At 71.4% G+C, this 22471-nt stretch carries 20 protein-coding genes; 17 read left to right on the top strand and 3 right to left on the bottom strand.

What is annotated here, in order from left to right:
- The first annotated feature begins 108 nt into the window (after positions 1-108).
- From yajC to AC4BDD_RS04325, 8 genes are all read left to right on the top strand, one after another.
- Positions 109-585 carry a preprotein translocase subunit YajC gene (gene yajC, locus AC4BDD_RS04360; RefSeq protein WP_490689633.1) on the top strand — a complete coding sequence of 159 codons (477 nt, stop codon included), beginning with the start codon at positions 109-111 and terminating at the stop codon, positions 583-585.
- 147 nt (positions 586-732) lie between these two features.
- On the top strand, positions 733-2541 hold the full coding sequence (secD, locus tag AC4BDD_RS04355; protein WP_490689632.1) for a protein translocase subunit SecD: 1809 nt from the start codon (positions 733-735) through the stop codon (positions 2539-2541).
- Between the two features lies 1 nt (position 2542).
- Entirely contained in the window at positions 2543-3700 is a 1158-nt protein-coding gene (secF, locus tag AC4BDD_RS04350) for a protein translocase subunit SecF (RefSeq protein WP_490689631.1), read from the top strand.
- Positions 3697-4251: an adenine phosphoribosyltransferase gene (locus tag AC4BDD_RS04345; RefSeq protein ID WP_490689630.1), complete on the top strand. Its 555-nt coding sequence runs from the start codon at positions 3697-3699 to the stop codon at positions 4249-4251. The genes secF and AC4BDD_RS04345 overlap by 4 nt, the downstream gene beginning before the upstream one ends.
- Positions 4252-4537: 286 nt before the next feature.
- On the top strand, positions 4538-7036 hold the full coding sequence (locus AC4BDD_RS04340) for a RelA/SpoT family protein (RefSeq protein WP_490689629.1): 2499 nt from the start codon (positions 4538-4540) through the stop codon (positions 7034-7036).
- A 23-nt stretch (positions 7037-7059) separates the two neighbouring features.
- Entirely contained in the window at positions 7060-8379 is a 1320-nt protein-coding gene (locus AC4BDD_RS04335) for a serine/threonine-protein kinase (RefSeq protein ID WP_490689628.1), read from the top strand.
- Positions 8372-8761 carry an effector-associated constant component EACC1 gene (locus tag AC4BDD_RS04330; protein ID WP_490689627.1) on the top strand — a complete coding sequence of 130 codons (390 nt, stop codon included), beginning with the start codon at positions 8372-8374 and terminating at the stop codon, positions 8759-8761. Before AC4BDD_RS04335 ends, AC4BDD_RS04330 begins: the two co-directional genes overlap by 8 nt.
- Positions 8745-9932 carry a caspase family protein gene (locus tag AC4BDD_RS04325; protein ID WP_490689626.1) on the top strand — a complete coding sequence of 396 codons (1188 nt, stop codon included), beginning with the start codon at positions 8745-8747 and terminating at the stop codon, positions 9930-9932. The genes AC4BDD_RS04330 and AC4BDD_RS04325 overlap by 17 nt, the downstream gene beginning before the upstream one ends.
- Positions 9933-9963: 31 nt before the next feature.
- Here the strand turns inward: AC4BDD_RS04325 and AC4BDD_RS04320 are convergent, their stop codons facing one another.
- Positions 9964-11193: a DUF349 domain-containing protein gene (locus AC4BDD_RS04320; RefSeq protein ID WP_490689625.1), complete on the bottom strand. Its 1230-nt coding sequence runs from the start codon at positions 11191-11193 to the stop codon at positions 9964-9966.
- Positions 11194-11381: 188 nt separating this feature from the next.
- Positions 11382-12155 (bottom strand): peptidylprolyl isomerase, encoded by a 774-nt coding sequence (locus tag AC4BDD_RS04315; RefSeq protein WP_490691656.1) that lies wholly within the window; start codon positions 12153-12155, stop codon positions 11382-11384.
- 163 nt (positions 12156-12318) lie between these two features.
- Between AC4BDD_RS04315 and AC4BDD_RS04310 the strand changes: the two genes are divergently transcribed.
- The 4 genes from AC4BDD_RS04310 to AC4BDD_RS04295 all read left to right on the top strand — a co-directional run bounded on the left by AC4BDD_RS04310 (position 12319) and on the right by AC4BDD_RS04295 (position 16725).
- Positions 12319-13035, top strand: coding sequence for an MBL fold metallo-hydrolase (locus AC4BDD_RS04310; protein ID WP_490689624.1), 717 nt, complete (start codon positions 12319-12321; stop codon positions 13033-13035).
- A 10-nt stretch (positions 13036-13045) separates the two neighbouring features.
- A complete protein-coding gene (gene hisS / locus AC4BDD_RS04305; protein ID WP_490689623.1) occupies positions 13046-14308 on the top strand; it encodes a histidine--tRNA ligase in 1263 nt (420 codons plus the stop codon).
- 310 nt (positions 14309-14618) lie between these two features.
- Positions 14619-15242 carry a vitamin K epoxide reductase family protein gene (locus AC4BDD_RS04300; protein WP_490691655.1) on the top strand — a complete coding sequence of 208 codons (624 nt, stop codon included), beginning with the start codon at positions 14619-14621 and terminating at the stop codon, positions 15240-15242.
- A 49-nt stretch (positions 15243-15291) separates the two neighbouring features.
- Positions 15292-16725, top strand: coding sequence for a replication-associated recombination protein A (locus tag AC4BDD_RS04295; RefSeq protein WP_490689622.1), 1434 nt, complete (start codon positions 15292-15294; stop codon positions 16723-16725).
- Positions 16726-16747: 22 nt separating this feature from the next.
- On the opposite strand, the gene AC4BDD_RS04290 is transcribed toward AC4BDD_RS04295, so the two are convergent.
- On the bottom strand, positions 16748-17464 hold the full coding sequence (locus AC4BDD_RS04290; protein WP_490689621.1) for a DUF2470 domain-containing protein: 717 nt from the start codon (positions 17462-17464) through the stop codon (positions 16748-16750).
- Positions 17465-17657: 193 nt separating this feature from the next.
- Here AC4BDD_RS04290 and rpsD point away from each other — a divergent pair, with 193 nt between their 5' ends.
- The 5 genes from rpsD to ruvX all read left to right on the top strand — a co-directional run bounded on the left by rpsD (position 17658) and on the right by ruvX (position 22411).
- On the top strand, positions 17658-18269 hold the full coding sequence (gene rpsD / locus AC4BDD_RS04285; protein ID WP_197991176.1) for a 30S ribosomal protein S4: 612 nt from the start codon (positions 17658-17660) through the stop codon (positions 18267-18269).
- Between the two features lie 204 nt (positions 18270-18473).
- Positions 18474-18917 (top strand): DUF948 domain-containing protein, encoded by a 444-nt coding sequence (locus AC4BDD_RS04280; RefSeq protein ID WP_490689620.1) that lies wholly within the window; start codon positions 18474-18476, stop codon positions 18915-18917.
- Between the two features lie 7 nt (positions 18918-18924).
- Entirely contained in the window at positions 18925-19260 is a 336-nt protein-coding gene (locus AC4BDD_RS04275) for a DUF6167 family protein (RefSeq protein WP_490689619.1), read from the top strand.
- A complete protein-coding gene (gene alaS, locus AC4BDD_RS04270; RefSeq protein WP_490689618.1) occupies positions 19260-21944 on the top strand; it encodes an alanine--tRNA ligase in 2685 nt (894 codons plus the stop codon). The genes AC4BDD_RS04275 and alaS overlap by 1 nt, the downstream gene beginning before the upstream one ends.
- Positions 21941-22411 carry a Holliday junction resolvase RuvX gene (ruvX, locus tag AC4BDD_RS04265; RefSeq protein WP_490689617.1) on the top strand — a complete coding sequence of 157 codons (471 nt, stop codon included), beginning with the start codon at positions 21941-21943 and terminating at the stop codon, positions 22409-22411. The genes alaS and ruvX overlap by 4 nt, the downstream gene beginning before the upstream one ends.
- The last annotated feature ends 60 nt before the right edge of the window (positions 22412-22471 follow it).

Below are 22471 nucleotides of genomic sequence, written 5' to 3'. Positions count from 1 at the left end.
GAGCGCGGGCTCGCTTAGACTCCGCCGATGCCGTCCTTCACTGTGCGGCATGCCCACCCCCGTAGATCAGGCCGCACCCCCGCGGTCGTGCGAAGGAAATTCCGTCCCGTGAATATCGTGACTCTCCTGCCGTTCATCGTGCTCATCGGGGCCATGTTCCTGATGACCCGGTCGGCCAAGAACAAGCAGCGCCAGGCGGTGCAGATGCGTGAGCAGATGCAGCCCGGCTCCGGCGTCCGGACCATCGGCGGCATGTACGCCACGGTCAAGGAGGTCCACGACGACGCGGTCCTCCTCGAGGTCGCTCCGGGTGTGCACGCCTTCTACGCCAAGAACGCGGTGGGTGCCGTCCTCGACGACGACGAGTACAACCGCATCGTGCACGGCATCGACCCCGACGCCGCCACCGACCAGGACACCGACGCCGACACTCCCGTCGTCCCCGACGACGCCTCCTCGCTGACCGGCGCCGAGGACTCCGTCGCGGACGAGGTCGAGGACGAGGTCAAGAAGACCGACCTGTCGAAGGCGGACGCCGAGCAGGCCCAGCCTCAGGACGGCAAGGGCGACGCCGACGCGAAGTAAGTCCCGCTCCCGGAGCCGTGTCGCACCCCCGCTCGGTGCGTCACGGCTCCCGGACGGTCTAGGCTCCGGCGGGGGCCCGTCCCCACAACACTTCGTGGCCGCCCGGCTGAAGCTGACGCGGGCGGTTGGACAGGGAGATACGAGAAGGTGGCAGCACCGAAGAAGGGTCGCAGGTCCTCTGGGACCCAGGGCAGGCCCGGGCGCGCCCTGGTCGTGATCCTGATCGCCATCGTGGCACTCACCGGGGGAATGTTCCTCTCCGGTCACACCACACCGCGGTTGGGCATCGACCTCGCGGGCGGCACCAGCTTCACGCTGGAGGCCAAGAACCAGCCCGGCAAGCCCAACGCGATCAACTCGGACAACATGCAGACCGCGGTCAACATCATCGACCGGCGGGTCAACGGTCTGGGTGTGTCCGAGGCCGAGGTCCAGACGCAGGGCTCCAAGCACATCATCGTGAACATCCCCAAGGGGACCAACGCGGACCAGGCGCGGAAGCAGGTCGGGACGACCGCCCAGCTGTTCTTCCGCCCGGTGCTTCAGGACGCCCCGGGCACCCCGACCACACCGCCCGGTGGCCCTGACAAGGACAAGGGCGCGGACAAGGGCGCTGACAAGGGCCGCGACGCCGCGGACAAGGACAAGCAGGGCGACAAGGCGGCTGGGGCCGACAAGGGCAAGGCGACCGCCACGCCCACGCCCACCGCCACCACCCAGGGCCGTCCGGTCAGCGAGGGCCTGAAGGCCGACGAGACGCCCAAGCCGGGTGCCACGCCCACGGCCTCCGACAAGCCGAAGGCGGCGAAGGACGGCAAGAAGCAGGAGCCGTCGAAGCCGTCCCAGGAGGACATCGCCAAGCAGTTCGCGGCGCTGGACTGCACCACCGACAAGGCCCGCGCCCTCGCCGGCGAGAAGGCCGCCGCGGCGCGGAACGAGGACCCGATCGTCTCCTGCGCGGAGTCGAAGAAGGACCCTCGCAAGTTCCTGCTGGGCCCGGTCAAGGTCGAGGGCACTGACGTCGACGACGCCTCTTCGGTCTACGACCCGCAGGGCGGCGGCTGGATCGTCAAGCTCGACTTCACCGGCGGCGGCTCGAAGCGTTTCGCCGATGTCACCAGCGAGCTCGCCAAGCTGCCCGAGGGCCAGAACCGCTTCGCCATCGTCCTCGACGGCCAGGTCGTCTCCGACCCCCGGGTCACGGAGACGATCAGCAACAACGCCACCATCTCCGGCCGCTTCACCCAGCAGGAGACCAAGGACCTGGCCAACGTGCTGTCCTACGGCGCCCTGCCGCTGACCTTCGACATCGTCGACCAGACCACCGTCTCCGCGGCGCTCGGCAGCGAGCAGCTGCGGGCCGGTCTGATCGCCGGCGCCATCGGCCTCGCCCTGGTCGTGCTCTACCTCGTGGTGTACTACCGCGGCCTGGCGCTGGTCGCCCTGGCGAGCCTCGCGGTCTCCGCGGCCCTCACCTACACGATCATGGTCCTGCTCGGCCCGGGTATCGGCTTCGCGCTGAACCTGCCCGCCGTCTGCGGCGCCATCGTCGCCATCGGTATCACCGCGGACTCGTTCATCGTCTACTTCGAGCGCATCCGGGACGAGATCCGCGAGGGCCGCACGCTGCGCCCCTCGGTGGAGCGCGCCTGGCCGCGGGCCCGGCGCACCATCCTGGTGTCCGACTTCGTGTCCTTCCTCGCCGCCGCGGTGCTCTTCGTCGTCACCGTCGGCAAGGTCCAGGGCTTCGCCTTCACGCTCGGTCTGACCACGCTGCTCGACGTCGTGGTGGTCTTCTTCTTCACCAAGCCGCTGATGACGATCCTGGCCAGGAAGAAGTTCTTCGCCGGCGGTCACCCCTGGTCCGGCCTGGACCCCAAGCGCCTGGGGGCCAAGCCGCCGCTGCGCCGTGACCGGCGTCGTCCCTCCGCCCCCGTCGACCCGAAGGAGGCGTGAGATGTCCAAGCTCGGAAACCTCGGCGCCAGGCTCTACCGAGGCGAGGTCGGCTACGACTTCGTCGGCAAGCGGAAGATCTGGTACGGCATCTCGATCCTGATCACCATCACGGCCATCGTCGGCCTGGCGGTGCGCGGCCTCAACATGGGCATCGAGTTCTCCGGCGGCGCGGTCTTCACCACGCCGCCCAACACCAGCATCTCCACCTCGGAGGCCCGGGAGACCGCGGAGGCGGCGTCCGGCGGGCACACCGCCGTCGTCCAGAAGCTGGGCAGCGGCAAGCTGCGGATCCAGATCAGCGACCTGGACACCAAGGAGGCCGCGCCGGTCCAGAAGGAGCTCGCCGAGAAGCTCGACGTGCCGATCAACAAGATCGACACGCAGCTGGTCGGCCCGAGCTGGGGTGAGGAGATCGCCAACAAGGCATGGAAGGGCCTGGCGATCTTCATGGTCCTGGTGGTGATCTACCTCGCCATGGCCTTCGAATGGCGCATGGCGCTGGCGGCCCTCATCGCGCTGATCCATGACCTCACCATCACCGTCGGTGTCTACGCGCTGGTCGGCTTCGAGGTCACCCCCGGCACCGTCATCGGTCTGCTGACCATCCTCGGTTACTCGCTCTACGACACCGTCGTCGTCTTCGACGGTCTCAAGGAAGCGTCGAAGGACCTCACCAAGCAGAGCCGCTGGACCTACAGCGAGGTCGCCAACCGCAGCCTCAACAGCACCCTGGTGCGGTCCATCAACACCACGGTCGTGGCGCTGCTCCCGGTCGGCGCGCTGCTGTTCATCGGCGGCGGTCTGCTCGGCGCGGGCATGCTCAACGACATCTCGCTGGCGCTGTTCGTCGGTCTCGCCGCCGGTGCGTACTCCTCGATCTTCATCGCCACCCCGCTGGTGGCCGATCTCAAGGAGCGCGACCCGGAGATGAAGGCCCTGGCCAAGCGGGTGCGCGCCAAGCGCGCCTCGGCCTCGGCCAAGGCGGACTCCGCCACCGAGCAGGACGCGGGGGGCCAGGCCGACGAGGCCGACGATCCCGACGACGACCCGGAGGGCGCGGACGACGAGGACGCCGCCACCGCCGGAGTCGTCGGCCAGCGCCGTCAGCCCGCCTCCCGCAACCGCGGACGCGGCCGGCCCTCGGGCAAGCGCCGATGAGCGCGGTGGGCAGCGAGGAGCTGCGTGAGCTGCTGCTCAGCCGGATCGTGGACGTGCCGGACTACCCCAAGCCGGGCGTGATGTTCAAGGACATCACCCCGCTGCTCGCGGATGCCCAGGCGTTCGGCGCGCTGACCGACGCGCTGGTCGACCTGTGCGTCAAGCACCGCGCCGACAAGGTCGTCGGCCTGGAGGCCCGCGGCTTCATACTGGCCGCGCCGGTCGCGGTCCGGGCCGGCCTGGGCTTCGTACCGGTCCGCAAGGCCGGCAAGCTGCCGGGCGCCACGCTCGGCCAGCGTTACGACCTGGAGTACGGCACCGCGGAGATCGAGATCCACGCCGACGCGCTCGCCCCCGGCGACCGCGTCCTGGTCATCGACGACGTGCTCGCCACCGGCGGCACCGCCGAGGCCTCGCTCCAGCTGATCCGCCGGGCCGGCGGCCAGGTCGCCGGGCTCGCCGTGCTGATGGAGCTCGGCTTCCTCGACGGCCGCCGCCGGCTGGAGACCGAGCTGAAGGACGCCCCGCTGGAGGCACTGATCACGGTCTGAGAACCGCGGATCCGGCTCTGATCACCGAATGACCGGCGATCACCCGCCGAACGGTCTGATCGCCCACAGGGCGGGAACCCGGAAAACACCGGGCTCCCGCCCTGTGGCGTACCTGCCGCACACCGGCCCCGGGCGCCCGCTCGGTGCCGGGTGCGCAGTCCGGGCCAGGTGGTCGCGGAGCGCCGCATGTGGCGGGATCGATACCATGGCATCCCGACCCCTTTGAGGGTCAGGTCACCTCCCTCCTTGCCCGCCACCGGCCGGGAGGGCCCAGTGAGGAGTGCTCTTGCCAGACGAGGCCCAGCCACTGACCGCCGCGCACCTCGACGAGCCGACCGCCGCCGACGCCCCGGGGAGCGCGGACGCGCCCGCTCACCGCCGCGAGGCGGAGTCCGGCCGTGCGGCGAAACCGTCGCCGGAGCCGGCCACCAAGAGCGCGACCCCGCCCTCCGCCTCCGGACGGCCCGCCTCGGGCACCGCCCCGCGCGCCGGCTCCTCCAACCGGGTCCGGGCCCGGCTCGCCCGCCTCGGCGTGCAGCGCGTCAGCCCGTACAACCCGGTGCTGGAGCCGCTGCTGCGCATCGTCCGGGGCAACGACCCCAAGGCGGACGCCTCCACCCTGCGCCAGATCGAGCGCGCCTACCAGGTCGCCGAGCGCTGGCACCGCGGCCAGAAGCGCAAGAGCGGCGACCCTTACATCACCCACCCCCTCGCGGTGACCACCATCCTGGCCGAGCTGGGTATGGATCCGGCCACCTTGATGGCGGGACTGCTGCACGACACCGTCGAGGACACCGAGTACGGCCTGGACACCCTCCGCCGCGACTTCGGCGACCAGGTCGCGCTGCTCGTCGACGGCGTCACCAAGCTGGACAAGGTGAAGTTCGGCGAGGCCGCCCAGGCCGAGACCGTCCGCAAGATGGTCGTCGCCATGGCGAAGGACCCGCGGGTGCTGGTCATCAAGCTCGCCGACCGTCTGCACAACATGCGCACCATGCGCTACCTCAAGCGGGAGAAGCAGGAGAAGAAGGCCCGCGAGACCCTGGAGATCTACGCCCCGCTGGCGCACCGGCTGGGCATGAACACCATCAAGTGGGAGCTGGAGGACCTCGCCTTCGCGATCCTCTACCCCAAGATGTACGACGAGATCGTGCGGCTGGTCGCCGAGCGGGCGCCCAAGCGGGACGAGTACCTGGCCGTCGTCACCGACCAGGTGCAGGCCGATCTGCGCGCCGCGCGCATCAAGGCGACCGTCACCGGCCGCCCCAAGCACTACTACTCCGTGTACCAGAAGATGATCGTGCGGGGCCGCGACTTCGCCGAGATCTACGACCTGGTGGGCATCCGGGTCCTGGTCGACACCGTCCGTGACTGCTACGCGGCACTGGGCACCATCCACGCGCGGTGGAACCCGGTGCCGGGGCGGTTCAAGGACTACATCGCCATGCCCAAGTTCAACATGTACCAGTCGCTGCACACCACGGTGATAGGGCCCAGCGGCAAGCCGGTCGAACTCCAGATCCGCACCTTCGACATGCACCGGCGCGCGGAGTACGGCATCGCCGCGCACTGGAAGTACAAGCAGGAGGCCGTCGCGGGCGCCTCCAAGGTGCGCACCGACGTGCCCCGGGGGAAGGCCGGCAAGGACGACGCGGTCAACGACATGGCGTGGCTGCGGCAGCTCCTGGACTGGCAGAAGGAGACCGAGGACCCCGGCGAGTTCCTGGAGTCGCTGCGCTTCGACCTCTCCCGCAACGAGGTCTTCGTCTTCACGCCCAAGGGCGACGTCATAGCGCTGCCGGCCGGGGCGACCCCGGTCGACTTCGCCTACGCCGTGCACACCGAGGTCGGCCACCGCACCATAGGGGCCCGGGTCAACGGGCGGCTGGTGCCGCTGGAGTCGACCCTGGACAACGGCGACCTGGTGGAGGTCTTCACCTCCAAGGCGTCCGGTGCCGGACCGTCCCGTGACTGGCTGGGCTTCGTCAAGTCCCCGCGCGCCCGCAACAAGATCCGCGCCTGGTTCTCCAAGGAGCGCCGTGACGAGGCGATCGAGCAGGGCAAGGACGCCATCGTGCGGGCCATGCGCAAGCAGAACCTGCCGATCCAGCGCATCCTGACCGGTGACTCGCTGGTCACCCTCGCCCACGAGATGCGCTACCCGGACATCTCCTCCCTCTACGCCGCGATCGGCGAGGGACATGTCTCGGCGCAGAGCGTGGTGCAGAAGCTGGTGCAGGCCCTCGGCGGCGAGGAAGCCGCCAACGAGGACATCGCCGAGACCGCGCCGCCGATCCGCAGCCGTACCAAGCGCCGCTCCAGCGCCGACCCGGGCGTCGTCGTCAAGGGCGTGGAGGACGTCTGGGTCAAGCTCGCCCGCTGCTGCACCCCCGTGCCCGGCGACCCCATCATCGGCTTCGTCACCCGCGGCAGCGGCGTCTCGGTGCACCGCGCCGACTGCGTCAACGTCGACTCGCTCTCCCAGCAGCCCGAGCGCATCCTCGAGGTCGAATGGGCGCCCACCCAGTCCTCGGTCTTCCTGGTCGCCATCCAGGTCGAGGCGCTGGACCGCTCCCGGCTGCTCTCCGACGTCACCCGGGTGCTGTCCGACCAGCACGTCAACATCCTCTCCGCCGCCGTGCAGACCTCCCGGGACCGGGTGGCCACCTCGCGCTTCACCTTCGAGATGGGCGATCCCAAGCACCTGGGCCATGTGCTCAAGGCGGTGCGCGGAGTGGAGGGCGTGTACGACGTCTATCGCGTAACCTCGGCACGCCAGCGCTGAGTCGCACACCGCGGGGGTGGGGGATGGCGGGCCAGGACTTCCTGGACGGCCGGTACCGGCTGTTACGGCTGATCGGCAGGGGCGGCATGGGCGCGGTCCACGAAGCGAGGGACTGCGCCCTGGAGCGCCGGGTCGCGATCAAGATCCTTTCGGCCGCGACGGACTTCACGGGGAGCGGCATACTGCCGGAGCGCTTCCGCCGGGAGGCCCGCGGGCTCGCCCGGATCATGCACCCCTCGGTGGTGACCATCCATGACTTCGGCGTCCACGAGGGCACCCCGTACCTGGTCATGGAGCTGCTGGACGGGCTCGATCTGCACCGGCTGGTCACCGAGGCGGGCCCGCTGGACCCCGCGATCGCGCGGCACATCGGAGCGCAGATGCTCCTGGCGTTGCGGGCCGCCCACACGGCGGGCGTCCTGCACCGGGACGTGAAGCCCTCCAACGTGCACGTCACCCTGGCCGGACGCGTGGTCCTCCAGGACTTCGGGCTCGCCCGGCTGCGCGGCGACACCGCCATCACCAGTCGTGAGGCGCTCGTGGGCACGCCGCAGTACATGGCCCCGGAGCTCATCCGCGGCGACCGGCCGACCGAGGCTTCCGACTTCTACGCCCTGGGCCTGTGCCTGTACTGGATGCTCACCGGCGAACCCCCGCTCGGCAACGCGTCCGACCTCGGGGTGCTGGTGGAACGCGCCGTGGACGGCGGCGTACCGAGCCTGCGGGAGCGCCGACCGGACCTCCCCGCCGACCTCGCGGAGCTCGTCGACCGGCTCGCCGGCCCGGACCCGGACGCACGGTTACCCCTGGTCGAGGAGGAGGACCCCTTCCGGCCGCCGCCCGGCGCCGCCTCCGCCCTGGCCTCGCTGCTGCGCGACCGGGTCCGCCGGCGGGCCGTCGACACCGCGCTCCGCCCCCTGCCGGCGCCCGAGTCCTCGCACCCCGAATACCTGGACCACGACCCGATGCCGGCCGGCTCCGCCACACCCCTCGACACCCCGTTCGCCGGTGACGTGACGCCCGCGCCCAGGCCGGGGGTGTCCCTGAGCGACGCCACCCGGCGGCTGGTGATGAGCACGATGTCCGTCGCCAGCGCCCGGACCCGACTGCGCGAGGCGGTCAACCTCGTCCAGCGCGGCGAGGTGCAGGAGGCGGTGCAGATCCTGGCCACCGTCACCCAGGTGTGCAACAAGGCCCTGGGCGCGGAGGACCCCACGACACTGGCGAGTCAGTACTGGCAGGCCGTGTGCCTGGCCCGCCTCGGCGCGGGCGGCGAGGCGCTGGCGCTGCTGTCGAAGGTGAGCGCTCGGACCGAGCGGGAGAGGCACGGGGGAGATGGCTGAGTTCGAGGTGGACGTGATCACCGCCGGGGAGAGCGAACTCCGGTCGCTGCTGGGCTGGTTGCGCGCGGACGAAGCGCTCGACCGGCTGGTCACCGGACGGATTACCGGCGACGGCCGGCCCCTGCCCGGCCACATGGGCACCGGGTTCGACATCCTGCAACTGGCCGTCGACTCCACCCTGTCCGGCGGCGCGCTCGCGGTCTCCCTGCTCCAGTGGCGCGACGCCCGCCGCGCCCGGCCCGCCCTCACCCTGCGCCGCGACGACATCGAGGTGGAGATCCCGGCCGGCATGGCCGCCGACGCCGAGGCCGTACGCCGGATCGTCGACCTGCTCGCCGCGCACCGTGCCGAGGGCAACGGCGGCGATGACCCGGCTGCCTGACCCCGCCGCGTCCCGCGCCGTCCTCATCGGCACTGCCGCGTACCAGCACCTGGAGCAGCTGCCCGCCGTCGCCGCCAATGTCCGCGACCTCGCCGAGGCGCTGCGCGACACCATGCTGTGGGGGCTGCCCGAGGAGCACTGCGCCCAGGTCCGCGACCCGCAGGACCCCTCCGCGATGCTGGACCCGGTGCACCGGGCCGGGGCCGAGGCCACCGACACCCTGCTGGTGTACTTCGCCGGTCACGGCCTGCGCGACACCGACTCCGCCGACCTGTACCTCGCGCTCGCCGGGTCCCGCGAGAACACCGGCTACACCGCCGTCGCGTACGAACACCTGCGCGCCGCCATCCGCGCCTCCCGGGCCCGCCACCGCGTCCTCATCCTCGACTGCTGCTTCAGCGGCCGCGCCGCCCGCACGCTGAGCGCCGACGGCGACGCCCTCAGCGCACATGTCGCCGTCGGCGGGGCGTACGTCCTCACCGCCTCGCCGCGCGACCGGGTGGCGCTGGCCCCGGACGGGGAGCGGCACACGGCGTTCACCGGCGAGCTGCTGCACATCCTGCGCTTCGGCGTCCCCGGCGGCCCCGAGCTCATCGACCTCGACACCTGCTACCGGGTCCTCGGAGAGCGGCTCAGATCCAAGAACCGGCCACTGCCGCAGCGCTGCCAGGAGAACGACAGCGGGCGGCTGCCCATCGCCCGCAACCGGGCCCGTGCCACCGGGCGCGCGCCGGCCGGCCCGGTCCTCGACTCCGATGTGCGCGCCGCCCTGGTCGCCACCGGGCTGCGCCTGGCCAGGCTGCTCCGCTCGGTGGGACGGCACGGGGACGCGCTGCCGGTGCTGCGGCTCGCCCTCCAGGAGCGGGCGCCCCAGGGCGACGGCTCCACCTTCGCCGTACAGCTGGAGCTGGCGGAGCTGCTCGCCGACACCGGGCAGACCCGCGAGGCGATCGAGGTGCTGGAACAGGCCTTCCACCAGACGCGCGCGTCCACCGGCCCGGAGGCGGTCCTGGTCTGCCGCCGGCTCGCCGAACTGCTCCAGGAGTCCGGGAACCACATCCAGGCCTGCGAGGTGCTGCGGCACGCGCTGCACCTGATGGAGAACGCCGGAGCGGCCCCGGTACCCGATGTCACCACCGTCGTACCGAGGCCGCTCTCGCACGGCGCCTAGCGGATTTCCCGCCGGATCGTCAGCCGGTTCGTCAGCCGCCGAACTCCTCCAGGCCCTTGAGCGCCTGGTCCAGCAGCGCCTGCCGGCCCTCCAGCTCCTTGGCCAGCTTGTCCGCCTTGGCGTTGTTCCCCGCCGCGCGTGCCGCGTCGATCTGCCCGCGCAGCTTGTCGACCGCGTCCTGCAGCTGACCGGTCAGCCCCTGGGCACGCGCCCGCGCCTCAGGGTTGGTCCGCCGCCACTCGGCCTCCTCGGCCTCCTGGATGGCCCGCTCCACCGCGTGCATCCGGCCCTCGATCCGCGGCCGGGCGTCACGCGGCACATGGCCGATGGCCTCCCACCGCTCGTTGATCCCGCGGAACGCCGCCCGGGCCGCCTTCAGATCCGAGACCGGAAGCAACTTCTCCGCCTCCGTGGCCAGCTCCTCCTTGCGGGTCAGGTTCTCCCGCTGCTCGGCGTCGCGCTCCGCGAACACCTCGCCGCGCGCCTGGAAGAAGACGTCCTGCGCCCCGCGGAAGCGGTTCCACAGCTCGTCCTCCGCCTCCCGCTGCGCCCGGCCCGCCGCCTTCCAGTCCGCCATCAGCTCCCGGTACCGGGCGGCGGTGGGCCCCCAGTCCGTGGAGCCGGAGAGCGCCTCGGCCTCGGCGACCAGCTTCTCCTTGACCTTGCGGGCATCCTCCCGCTGCGCGTCCAGCGAGGCGAAGTGCGCCTTGCGGCGCTTGGAGAACGCCGAGCGGGCATGCGAGAAGCGGTGCCACAGCTCGTCGTCGGACTTGCGGTCCAGCCGCGGCAGGCCCTTCCAGGTGTCGACCAGCGCGCGCAGCCGCTCGCCGGCCACCCGCCACTGGTCGCTGTCCGCCAGCTCCTCGGCCTCGGCGACCAGCTTCTCCTTGGCCAGCCGGGCTTCCTCGGACTGCTTCGCCTTGGCGGCCTTGCGCTCCTCGCGGCGCGATTCGACCTCGGCGACGAGCTTGTCGAGCCGCTTGGCCAGCGCGTCCAGGTCACCGACCGCGTGGTGCTCGACGACCTGCTGGCGCAGATGCTCGATCGCGGTCATCGCGTCCTTGGTCGACAGGTCGGTGGTCTTGACCCGGCGCTCCAGGAGGCCGATCTCGACGACCAGGCCCTCGTACTTGCGCTCGAAGTAGGCAAGGGCCTCCTCGGGAGAGCCCGCCTGCCACGACCCGACGACCTGCTCGCCGTCTGCCGTACGCACGTACACGGTCCCCGTCTCATCGACGCGGCCCCATGGGTCGCTGCTCACAGCGCCTCCTCAACATGATGCCGGGCGGGCGCGCGGCCCACGGGCATCGTCCACAGTGTCTTCCGGCGGGCAATCGCCCTGCACAACGCCAACATAGGCGACCGGCCCGCTGGCTGTCCGCATCCAGCGCGACCGAAATCGGTCCTTCTCGCCAGTCCCGCTCCCGGTCCTTCGCCCAGTCCCTCCCGTCAGCCCTTCGCGACGGTGGCCTTGGCGATGGTGACGGCCTTCTTCGGGGCGCCGTTCTTCGGGTCCTTGGGATCGAAGGGCCTCAGGCCCCCCTCGGCGACCTTCCGCACGGCCTGGAGACCGGCCTTGTCGATCGTGCCGAAGGGCGTGTAGGCGGGGGGCAGCTCGCTGTCGCGGTAGACGATGAAGAACTGGCTGCCGCCGGTGTCGGGGGCACCGGTGTTCGCCATGGCCACGGTCCCCGCGCGGTACTTGACCGTCTTCCGCTTCGGGTCGGGCTTGCCGAGGGCGCCGAGGTTCTCGTCCGGGATCGTGTACCCGGGGCCGCCCATGCCGGTGCCCTCCGGGTCGCCGCACTGCAGGACGAAGGGGTTGGTGGCGCTCAGCCGGTGGCACTTGGTGCCGTTGAAGAAGCCCTTGTCCGCCAGGTGCTTGAACGAGTTGACCGTGTGCGGGGTCTTGGCCGCGTCCATGGCGACGGTGATCTTCCCCTGATCCGTCTTCAGGGACATCGTGTACGTCGCCTTGCGGTCGATGCTCATCGACGGCTCGGCCGGCGCCGAGGGGCTCGGCGCCGCGGTCGCCGACCCGTCGTCGTCGTTCAGCGCGCCGGCGACGACCGCCGCGGTACCGGCCGCCAGCGCCAGGGCCACACCGGACGCGATGACCGCGCTGCGGCGACGGGCCTTGCGCCGCGCCGCCTCCCGGCGCTGCTGCTGCCGTTCGAACTTCTCCCGCGCCAGCTGCCGTCGCCGCTGCTCGTTACTGACCACCGGGTCGCCCCTCCACGTCTGCGCCATCCGTCTGTGTCCGTGCGTCCGAGCGTGTACGTCGATCGCCTGGCCGTACCGTATACGGGTTCGCTGTGCGCGGACCTCCGCCGGTAGGCTCTGGAACTGCCGAAATACCGCTGCCGACGACTGTGAGAGGGCCATCGTGCTCATTGCCGGGTTCCCCGCCGGGGCCTGGGGGACCAACTGCTATCTGGTCGCCCCCGCCGCCGGCGAGGAGTGCGTGATCATCGACCCGGGCCACCAGGCGGCCCAGGGCGTCGAGGAGACCATCGCCAAGCATCGGCTCAAGCCCGTCGCCGTCGTCCTCACCCACGGCCACATCGACCATGTCGCCTCGGTGGTGCCGGTGTGCGGAGCCCATGACGTCCCGGCGTGGATCCACCCCGCGGACCGGTACATGATGAGCGACCCGGGGAAGGCGCTCGGCCGTTCCATCGGGATGCCGCTGCTGGGCGAGCTGACCGTCGGCGAACCGGATGACGTGCGGGAGCTGACCGACGGCAGCCGGCTGGAGCTCGCGGGCCTGGAGCTGACCGTCGCGCACGCGCCCGGCCATACCAAGGGGTCGGTGACCTTCCGGCTGCCCGAGCAGGCGGACATCCCGTCCGTCTTCTTCTCGGGCGACCTGCTCTTCGCCGGCTCCATCGGACGCACCGACCTGCCCGGCGGTGACATGGACGAGATGCTCGCGTCGCTGGCCCGTGTGTGCCTGCCGCTCGACGACTCGACCGTGGTGCTGTCCGGCCACGGCCCCCAGACCAGCATCGGCCGCGAGCGCGCCACCAACCCGTTCCTGCGGGAGGTGGCCGCCGGCCTCGGAGGCGGCGCCCAGACCGCCGCCCCGCGACGAGGAATGTGACAAGACCTTCGTGAGTACCTTCCAGGCCCCCAAGGGCACCTATGACCTGATCCCGCCGGATTCCGCCACCTTCCTGGCGGTACGCGAGGCCATCGCGGCGCCCCTCAAGCGCTCCGGCTACGGCTACATCGAGACCCCCGGCTTCGAGAACGTCGAGCTGTTCGCCCGCGGTGTCGGCGAGTCCACCGACATCGTGACCAAGGAGATGTACACCCTCACCACCAAGGGCGGCGACCAGCTCGCGCTGCGCCCGGAGGGCACCGCCTCGGTGCTGCGCGCCGCTCTGGAGGCCAATCTGCACAAGGCCGGGAACCTCCCGGTCAAGCTCTGGTACTCCGGCTCGTACTACCGCTACGAGCGCCCGCAGAAGGGCCGCTACCGCCACTTCTCGCAGGTCGGCGCGGAGGCCATCGGAGCCGAGGACCCGGCGCTCGACGCCGAGCTGATCATCCTGGCCGTGGACGCCTACCGTTCGCTGGGGCTGAAGAACTTCCGGCTGCTGCTGAACTCGCTGGGCGACCAGGAGTGCCGCCCGGCCTACCGCGCCGCCCTCCAGGACTTCCTGCGCGGCCTCGACCTCGACGAGGACACCCGGCGCCGTGTCGACATCAACCCGCTGCGCGTCCTGGACGACAAGCGCGAGTCGGTGCAGAAGCAGCTGACCGGGGCGCCGATGCTCCGCGACCACCTGTGCGAGGCGTGCAAGAGCTACCACGAGCAGGTGCGCGAGCTGCTGACCGCGGCCGGCGTCGCCTTCGAGGACGACCCCAAGCTGGTCCGCGGGCTGGACTACTACACCCGCACCACCTTCGAGTTCGTCCACGACGGCCTCGGCTCGCAGTCCGCGGTCGGCGGCGGCGGCCGCTACGACGGGCTGTCCGAGATGATCGGCGGCCCCGCCCTGCCGTCGGTCGGCTGGGCGCTCGGCGTGGACCGCACCGTGCTGGCCCTGGCCGCCGAGGGCATCACCCTGGACCTGCCGGCGACGACCAGCGTCTACGCGGTGCCGCTCGGCGAGGAGGCCCGGCGGACCCTGTTCGGCGTCGTCACCGAGCTGCGCCGGGCCGGCGTCGCGACGGACTTCGCCTACGGGGGCCGCGGACTCAAGGGCGCGATGAAGGGCGCCAACCGCTCCGGCGCCCGCTTCGCGGTGATCGCCGGAGAGCGGGATCTCGCCGAGGGCGTGGTCCAGCTCAAGGACCTGGAGTCCGGCGAGCAGACCTCGGTCGCGCTCGACGGCATCGTCGGCGAGCTCCGGGCGAAGCTCGGCTGACCGGACCGGCATCGCGAGGGCCCGTACCGCCGCGGCGGTACGGGCCCTCGCGCTCTCCACGGCCCCGGTCGTCAACCCCGCACCCGCCGGTCATCCGGCCGGGCGGTTCCGGCCCCGGATCCCCACTTCCCGCCGGGTCTTATGTCCACCGAACGACGGGCACGGCAGTATGGCGGAGGCTCCCCATACCGGCCGCACACGGCCTTGGTTGGGGCACAATGGCCCTGCCCCTCAGGGCGACAGCAACCGACATGCGGTTCGGCCGCGCGGCTCCGGCAGTGACGGAAAACGGGATATGGCGACGACAGTGATGGACGGCGTGGACACGGAGCAGACACAGGACGGCGCCGGGGGCGCCGTCGGGAGCGGTCGCGTCTTCGCGCTCCTGCTGGTGATCACCGGCGCGCTGGGACTCCTCGCTTCCTGGGTCATCACCCTCGACAAGATCAAGCTGCTGGAGGACCCGACCTTCACGCCGGGGTGCAGCATCAACCCGATCGTCTCCTGCGGCAGCATCATGAAGAGCGAGCAGGCGGAGGCCTTCGGCTTCCCGAACCCGATGCTGGGCCTGGTCGCCTACGGGATCGTGATCTGCGTCGGCATGTCACTGCTGGCCGGGGCCCGCTTCCCGCGCTGGTACTGGCTGACCTTCAACGCCGGCTGCCTCTTCGGCGTCGGCTTCTGCACCTGGCTCCAGTACCAGTCGCTGTACGAGATCGGTGCGCTGTGCCTGTGGTGCTCCCTGGCCTGGGTCGCCACGATCGTGATGTTCTGCTACGTCACCGGCTTCAACCTCAAGCACGGCTTCCTGCCCGCGCCGGACGGCCTCAAGCGCGGCCTGCTGGAGTTCCACTGGGTCGTGCCGGCGGTGTGGGTCGGGAGCATCGGCATGCTGATCCTCACCCGCTGGGGCAGCGACCTGTGGGCCGCCTGACGATCCGCGCGGCCACCGCGATGTCAGTGCGCTGACATACGCTTCCGGAGTGGAGCCAGACCTGTTCACGGCGGCCGCCGAGGACCGCCAGGAGAAGGACCCGGCCAGCAGCCCGCTGGCCGTGCGGATGCGTCCGCGCACCCTCGACGAGGTCGTGGGCCAGCAGCACCTGCTGCGGCCCGGGTCCCCGCTGCGCAGACTCGTGGGAGGCGCCGAGGGGCCGCAAGAGGGAGGCGAAGCTTCCTATAAGGGTGGTGGTGGGCGACGGGTGGGCCCCTCCTCGGTGATCCTCTGGGGGCCGCCCGGCATCGGCAAGACCACCCTCGCCTACGTGGTCAGCCAGGCCACCGACAAGCGGTTCGTCGAGCTGTCCGCCATCACCGCCGGGGTGAAGGAGGTGCGGGCGGTCATCGACGGCGCCCGCCGCTCCTCCGGGGCGTACGGCCGGGACACCGTCCTCTTCCTCGACGAGATCCACCGCTTCAGCAAGGCCCAGCAGGACTCGCTGCTGCCCGCGGTGGAGAACCGCTGGGTCACCCTCATCGCCGCCACCACCGAGAACCCGTACTTCTCGATCATCTCCCCGCTGCTCTCCCGCTCGCTGCTGCTCACCCTGGAGCCGCTGACCGACGAGGACCTGCGCGGGCTGCTGCGCCGGGCGCTCACCGAGGAGCGGGGGCTTGGCGGAGCCGTGACGCTGCCCGAGGACGCCGAGGCGCATCTGCTGCGCATCGCCGGCGGGGACGCCCGGCGGGCGCTCACCGCGCTGGAGGCCGGCGCCGGATCGGCGATAGCCAAGGGCGAGGCGGAGATCACCCTCAGCACCCTGGAGGAGGCGGTCGACCGGGCCGCAGTGAAGTACGACCGGGACGGCGACCAGCACTACGACGTCGCCAGCGCGCTGATCAAGTCCATCCGCGGCTCGGACGTGGACGCGGCGCTGCACTACCTGGCCCGGATGATCGAGGCGGGGGAGGACCCGCGGTTCATCGCCCGGCGGCTGATGATCTCCGCGAGCGAGGACATCGGCCTGGCCGACCCCACCGCCCTGCCGACGGCGGTGGCGGCCGCCCAGGCCGTCGCGCTGATCGGGTTCCCGGAGGCGGCGCTCACCCTCAGCCACGCCACCATCGCGCTGGCGCTGGCGCCCAAGTCCAACTCCGCCACCACGGCCATCGGCGCGGCCCTGGAGGACGTCCGCAAGGGGCTCGCAGGGCCGGTCCCGCCGCATCTGCGGGACGGCCACTACCAGGGGGCCAAGAAGCTCGGCCACGCCCAGGGCTACCTCTATCCGCACGATCTGCCCGGCGGCATCGCGGCCCAGCAGTACGCCCCGGACGCCCTGCACGGCAAGCGGTACTACACCCCCACCCGCTACGGCGCCGAGGCGCGGTACGCCGACGTCGTCGAGCGGGTGCGGCTGCGGCTGCGCGGTGAGCGGCCGGAGCAGGCGGGGCGGCCGGAGCAGGCGGAGCCGTCCTGACCGGGCGGACGGCCGCCGCCGGTCAGCGCGTCGCCGCCTCGAAGAGGGTGTGCATCGCCCGCCGCAGTCCCACGATGTCGGCCACCGGCTCCGAGAAGTCGAAGCGGGCGTCGAAGCACCGGCCGTCCGCGGTGGCGTAGCGGACGCGCAGCCCGAATCGGTCCAGCGCCACCGGCACCGCCGTGGCGCCGGCGGCTGCGCAGGCCCGGTCGCCGAGCAGCGTGCACAGGTCGCGCACCTGGTCGGCGTGGGCCGCGTGCAGATGCTGGAGCAGCTCGGCCTCGTATGGCGCCAGCGGGTCGGGCTCGGCGGCCGCCAGCTCGTCCGGGTCCACCTCCTGCGCGCCCCACAGATCGTCCACGTACGCCTCGCCGACCTCCACCCGCAGCAGGGTCCAGGCCGGCCGGCGGGCGTCGCCGCCGTCGATCTCCAGCAGTTCGCCCACCGGGTGGTGCTCGGAGAGCAGCAGGGCGCTTTTCGCGCGCTGCGAGGGCGGCACCGGGGTCAGCCAGCCGGCGATCGAGGCGTGTGCGCGGACCCGCCGGACCACCGAGACCGGGGCGACGTCCGTGATTTCCATCACGCAAACCAGTTCATCATCCTGGGCGTGGGCGGCCGCCCGGGCGGCCGCGGAGGCCCCGGAGACCAGCAATAGCAGGTCTCCCGCGGGGGTGAGGGCGCGTGCGGCGGGCTCGTCGGCCCCCAGCTCGCCTCTGTGCTCGATTCCGGGAATCGTCAAGGACGCCGTAGCCTTGCAAGCCACGAGAGTACGTATGCGCTCCGCCGCTGTGGGCCGGGGGGCGCCTTCCACGGGACGCGGCTGACCCTTCTTGGCGCTCTGACCAGCGCTGGGCAGGGGGATCCCAGGTCGAATCATGCGTTCTCCTCGACTAAGGTAAGGCTCACCTAACTTACATGGAGGTTCGTTCCACGTGAACCAGTCGCGTCCCAAGGTCAAGAAGTCGCGTGCGCTCGGCATCGCGCTGACCCCGAAGGCCGTCAAGTACTTCGAGGCCCGCCCCTACCCGCCGGGTGAGCACGGCCGTGGCCGCAAGCAGAACAGTGACTACAAGGTCCGTCTGCTCGAGAAGCAGCGTCTGCGTGCCCAGTACGACATCAGCGAGCGCCAGATGGCGCGCGCCTACGACCGCGCTCGGAAGGTCGAAGGCAAGACCGGCGAGGCGCTGATCATCGAGCTTGAGCGCCGTCTGGACGCGCTCGTCCTGCGTTCGGGCATCGCCCGCACGATCTACCAGGCCCGCCAGATGGTCGTGCACGGCCACATCGAGGTCAACGGTCGCAAGGTCGACAAGCCGTCCTTCCGCGTCCGTCCCGACGACGTGGTGATGGTCCGCGAGCGCAGCCGCGAGAAGCACCCCTTCCAGGTCGCGCGTGAGGGTGGCTACGCCCTCGACGGCGAGACCCCGCGCTACCTGCAGGTCAACCTCAAGGCCCTGGCGTTCCGCCTGGACCGTGACCCGCAGCGCAAGGAGATCCCGGTGATCTGCGACGAGCAGCTCGTCGTCGAGTACTACGCCCGCTGATCCAGCGGCAGGTACTTCCCCGCGTTCCGGCCCGCGGGCTCCCTCCGACCTTTGGTCGGGGCGGGGCCCGCGGGCCGTCCGCGTCCCTGGTCCCTGGGGCGTGGACCGGAGGGTTATCGGTTACGGGCGCACAGTCGTTGCGCGATAAGGTCGATACCTGCCAATCGATGACCTGCGACGACGATCTGCAAGGAGCGGTGCAACGTGTCCGGTGGAGAGGTGGCCGGGATTCTCGTGGCCGTCTTCTGGGCGATTCTCGTGTCGTTCCTGGCGCTTGCGCTGGTCCGGCTCGCGCAGACGCTCAAGGCGACCACCAAGCTGGTCGCGGACGTGACCGAACAGGCCGTCCCGCTGCTCAGCGAGGCGTCGGCGACCGTGCGCTCCGCCAACACCCAGCTCGCCCGGGTGGATTCGATCGCCGCGGACGTCCAGGAGGTCACCGCGAACGCCTCCGCGCTCTCCTCCACCGTGTCCTCCGCGTTCGGCGGCCCGCTGGTCAAGGTCGCCGCGTTCGGATACGGCGTGCGCCGCGCCATCGGCAAGAAGGCGCCGGAGCCCGAGCCGGAGACCCGCCGCACCGTCATCGTCGGCAAGACCCTGCCGTCCGCCCGCCGGGGCGGCCGCCGCAACCGTGCATCGAAGGGCTGAGAGTCGGATGTTCCGCCGCACCTTCTGGTTCAGCACCGGCGTCGCAGCCGGCGTCTGGGCCACCACCAAGGTCAACCGCAAGCTCAACCAGCTCACCCCGGAGAGTCTGGCGGCCCAGGCCGCCGACCGCGCGGTGCTGGCGGGCCGGCGGGTCAAGCTCTTCGCGCTCGACGTCCGTGAGGGCATGGCCGACCGCGAGGCGGCACTCCGGGACGCCCTGGGGCTGAGCGCACCGCCCGCCCCCGGCCCGCGGACTCCTGAGCTGCCCGGCCCGCGTGGCCGCGGCCGGCTCTCCCAGACCTATCCCACCCACCACCGCACCACCGGAAAAGAGGACCACTGATGGAGTCGGCTGAAATCCGCCGCCGCTGGCTGCGCTTCTTCGAAGAGCGCGGGCACACCGTCGTGCCGTCGGCGTCGCTCATCGCGGACGACCCGACGCTGCTCCTGGTCCCCGCGGGCATGGTCCCCTTCAAGCCGTACTTCCTCGGCGAGGTCAAGCCGCCCTTCCCGCGCGCCACCAGCGTCCAGAAGTGCGTGCGTACGCCGGACATCGAAGAGGTCGGCAAGACCACCCGGCACGGCACGTTCTTCCAGATGTGCGGCAACTTCTCCTTCGGCGACTACTTCAAAGAAGGCGCCATCAAGCTCGCCTGGGAGCTGCTGACCACCCCGGTCGCCGACGGCGGATACGGCCTGGAGCCGGAGAAGCTGTGGATCACCGTCTACCAGGAGGACGACGAGGCCGAGCGCATCTGGCGTGACGTCATCGGCGTGCCCGCCGAGCGCATCCAGCGCCTGGGGATGGGCCCCAACTTCTGGTCCATGGGCGTCCCCGGCCCCTGCGGACCCTGCTCCGAGATCAACTACGACCGCGGCCCCGAGTTCGGCGAAGAGGGCGGCCCGGCGGTCAACGACGAGCGGTACGTGGAGATCTGGAACCTGGTCTTCATGCAGTACGAGCGCGGTGCGGGCTCCGGCAAGGAGGACTTCCCGATCCTGGGCGACCTGCCCAGCAAGAACATCGACACCGGTCTCGGCCTCGAACGCCTCGCGATGATCCTCCAAGGCGTGCGGAACATGTACGAGACCGACACCCTGCGCGTCGTCATGGACAAGGCCACCGAGCTCACCGGTGTCCGGTACGGCGCCGAGGACGCCTCCGACGTCTCGCTGCGCGTGGTCGCCGACCACATCCGCACCTCCGTGATGCTCATCGGCGACGGCGTCACCCCCGGCAACGAGGGCCGCGGCTATGTGCTGCGCCGCATCATGCGCCGCGCCATCCGCAACATGCGTCTGCTGGGCGCCACCGAGCCGGTGGTCGGCACCCTGGTCGACACCGTCATCTCCACCATGGGCGAGCAGTACCCGGAGCTGATCACCGACCGCAAGCGCATCGAGACCGTCGCGCTCGCCGAGGAGGCCGCCTTCCTCAAGACCCTCAAGGCCGGCACCAACATCCTCGACACCGCCGTCACCGAGACCAAGGCCACCGGCGGCACGGTGCTCGCCGGCGACAAGGCGTTCCTGCTCCACGACACCTGGGGCTTCCCGATCGACCTCACCCTGGAGATGGCCGCCGAGCAGGGCCTGTCCGTGGACGAGGACGGCTTCCGCCGCCTGATGAAGGAGCAGCGGGAGCGGGCCAAGGCCGACGCCAAGGCCAAGAAGACCGGCCACGCCGACCTCTCCGCCTACCGCGAGGTCGCCGACCGGTCCGGCGCCACCGACTTCACCGGCTACGCCCTCACCGAGGGCGAGTCGACCGTCGTCGGCCTGCTCGTCGACGGTCTCCCCTCTCCGGCCGCCAGCGAGGGCGACGAGGTCGAGGTCATCCTGGACCGCACCCCCTTCTACGCCGAGGGCGGCGGCCAGATCGGCGACACCGGCCGGATCAAGCTCGACTCCGGTGCCGTGATCGAGATCCGCGACGTCCAGAAGCCCGTCCCGGGCGTGCACGTCCACAAGGGCGTCGTGCAGGTCGGCGAGGTGACCGTGGGCTCCTCCGCCTACGCCGCCATCGACGCCGGCCGCCGCCGGGCCATCGCCCGCGCCCACAGCGCCACCCACCTGACCCACCAGGCGCTGCGCGACGCGCTCGGCCCGACCGCCGCCCAGGCCGGTTCGGAGAACTCGCCCGGCCGCTTCCGCTTCGACTTCGGCTCGCCGAGCGCCGTGCCCGGCACGGTCCTCACCGACGTCGAGCAGAAGATCAACGAGGTGCTCTCCCGCGAACTGGACGTCGAGGCCGAGGTCATGAGCCTGGACGACGCCAAGAAGCAGGGCGCCATCGCCGAGTTCGGCGAGAAGTACGGCGAGCGCGTCCGGGTGGTCACCATCGGCGACTTCTCCAAGGAGCTGTGCGGCGGCACGCACGTCAACAACACCGCCCAGCTGGGCCTGGTGAAGCTGCTCGGCGAGTCGTCGATCGGCTCCGGGGTGCGCCGCATCGAGGCCCTGGTCGGCGTGGACGCCTACAACTTCCTGGCCAAGGAGCACACGGTCGTCGCCCAGCTCACCGAGCTGGTCAAGGGCCGTCCCGAGGAGCTGCCCGACCGCGTCGCCGCCATGCTCGCCAAGCTCAAGGACGCCGAGAAGGAGATCGAGAAGTTCCGGGCCGAGAAGGTGCTGGCCGCGGCCGCCGGACTCGCCGAGGGCGCCAAGGACGTCCGCGGCGTGGCCCTGGTCACCGGCCAGGTGCCGGACGGCACCGGCGCCGACGACCTGCGCAAGCTGGTCCTCGACGTCCGCGGCCGACTGGATCAAATGTCGGGGGCCGGCGACCGGCCGGCCGTCGTCGCCCTGTTCACCACGGCCAACGGCCGCCCGCTGACGGTCATCGCCACCAACGAGGCCGCCCGGACACGCGGTCTCAAGGCCGGTGACCTGGTCCGCACCGCCGCCAAGACGCTCGGCGGCGGTGGCGGCGGCAAGCCGGACGTCGCCCAGGGCGGCGGCCAGAACCCGCAGGCCGTCGGCGAGGCCATCGAGGCCGTCGAGCGCCTGGTGGCCGAGCAGGCATGAGCTGGCGACGCGGCAGGCGGATCGCCGTCGACGTCGGGGACGCCCGGATCGGGGTCGCCTCGTGCGACCCCGACGGGATCCTCGCCACCCCCGTGGAGACCGTGCCGGGACGTGACGTCCCGGCCGCCCAGCGGCGGCTGACGGCGATCGTCGAGGAGTACGAGCCCATCGAGGTGGTGGTCGGGCTGCCCCGCTCGCTCAGCGGGCGGGAGGGCCCGGCCGCGGCCAAGGTCCGCGCCTTCGCCCAGGCCCTGGCCAAACGGGTGGCGCCCGTTCCGGTGCGGCTGGTGGACGAGCGTATGACGACCGTCACGGCGACGCAGGGAATGCGGGCTTCCGGCGTCAGCGCCAAGAAGGGCCGGGCCTCGATCGATCAGGCGGCCGCGGTGGTGATCCTGCAGAACGCCCTGGAGACCGAACGGGTGTCCGGCGAGCCGCCCGGCGAGGGCGTCGAAGTGGTCATCTGATCGCGATACGGTAACGTTCCGCGCGTCCAAGGCAGCCGCACCGCCCGCGCCCACGAACGC

Source organism: Streptomyces sp. JLBT605 (assembly GCF_058215555.1).
Note: the sequence above shows the minus strand (reverse complement) of the source record. Positions and strands in the feature narration are given on the sequence as shown.

Coding starts and splice junctions, on each gene's coding strand:
- secF (WP_490689631.1), top strand. CDS start 2,543: ATGTCCAAGCTCGGAAACCTCGGCGCCAGGCTCTACCGAGGCGAGGTC.
- AC4BDD_RS04345 (WP_490689630.1), top strand. CDS start 3,697: ATGAGCGCGGTGGGCAGCGAGGAGCTGCGTGAGCTGCTGCTCAGCCGG.
- AC4BDD_RS04335 (WP_490689628.1), top strand. CDS start 7,060: ATGGCGGGCCAGGACTTCCTGGACGGCCGGTACCGGCTGTTACGGCTG.
- AC4BDD_RS04330 (WP_490689627.1), top strand. CDS start 8,372: ATGGCTGAGTTCGAGGTGGACGTGATCACCGCCGGGGAGAGCGAACTC.
- AC4BDD_RS04325 (WP_490689626.1), top strand. CDS start 8,745: ATGACCCGGCTGCCTGACCCCGCCGCGTCCCGCGCCGTCCTCATCGGC.
- AC4BDD_RS04300 (WP_490691655.1), top strand. CDS start 14,619: ATGGACGGCGTGGACACGGAGCAGACACAGGACGGCGCCGGGGGCGCC.
- AC4BDD_RS04275 (WP_490689619.1), top strand. CDS start 18,925: ATGTTCCGCCGCACCTTCTGGTTCAGCACCGGCGTCGCAGCCGGCGTC.
- alaS (WP_490689618.1), top strand. CDS start 19,260: ATGGAGTCGGCTGAAATCCGCCGCCGCTGGCTGCGCTTCTTCGAAGAG.
- ruvX (WP_490689617.1), top strand. CDS start 21,941: ATGAGCTGGCGACGCGGCAGGCGGATCGCCGTCGACGTCGGGGACGCC.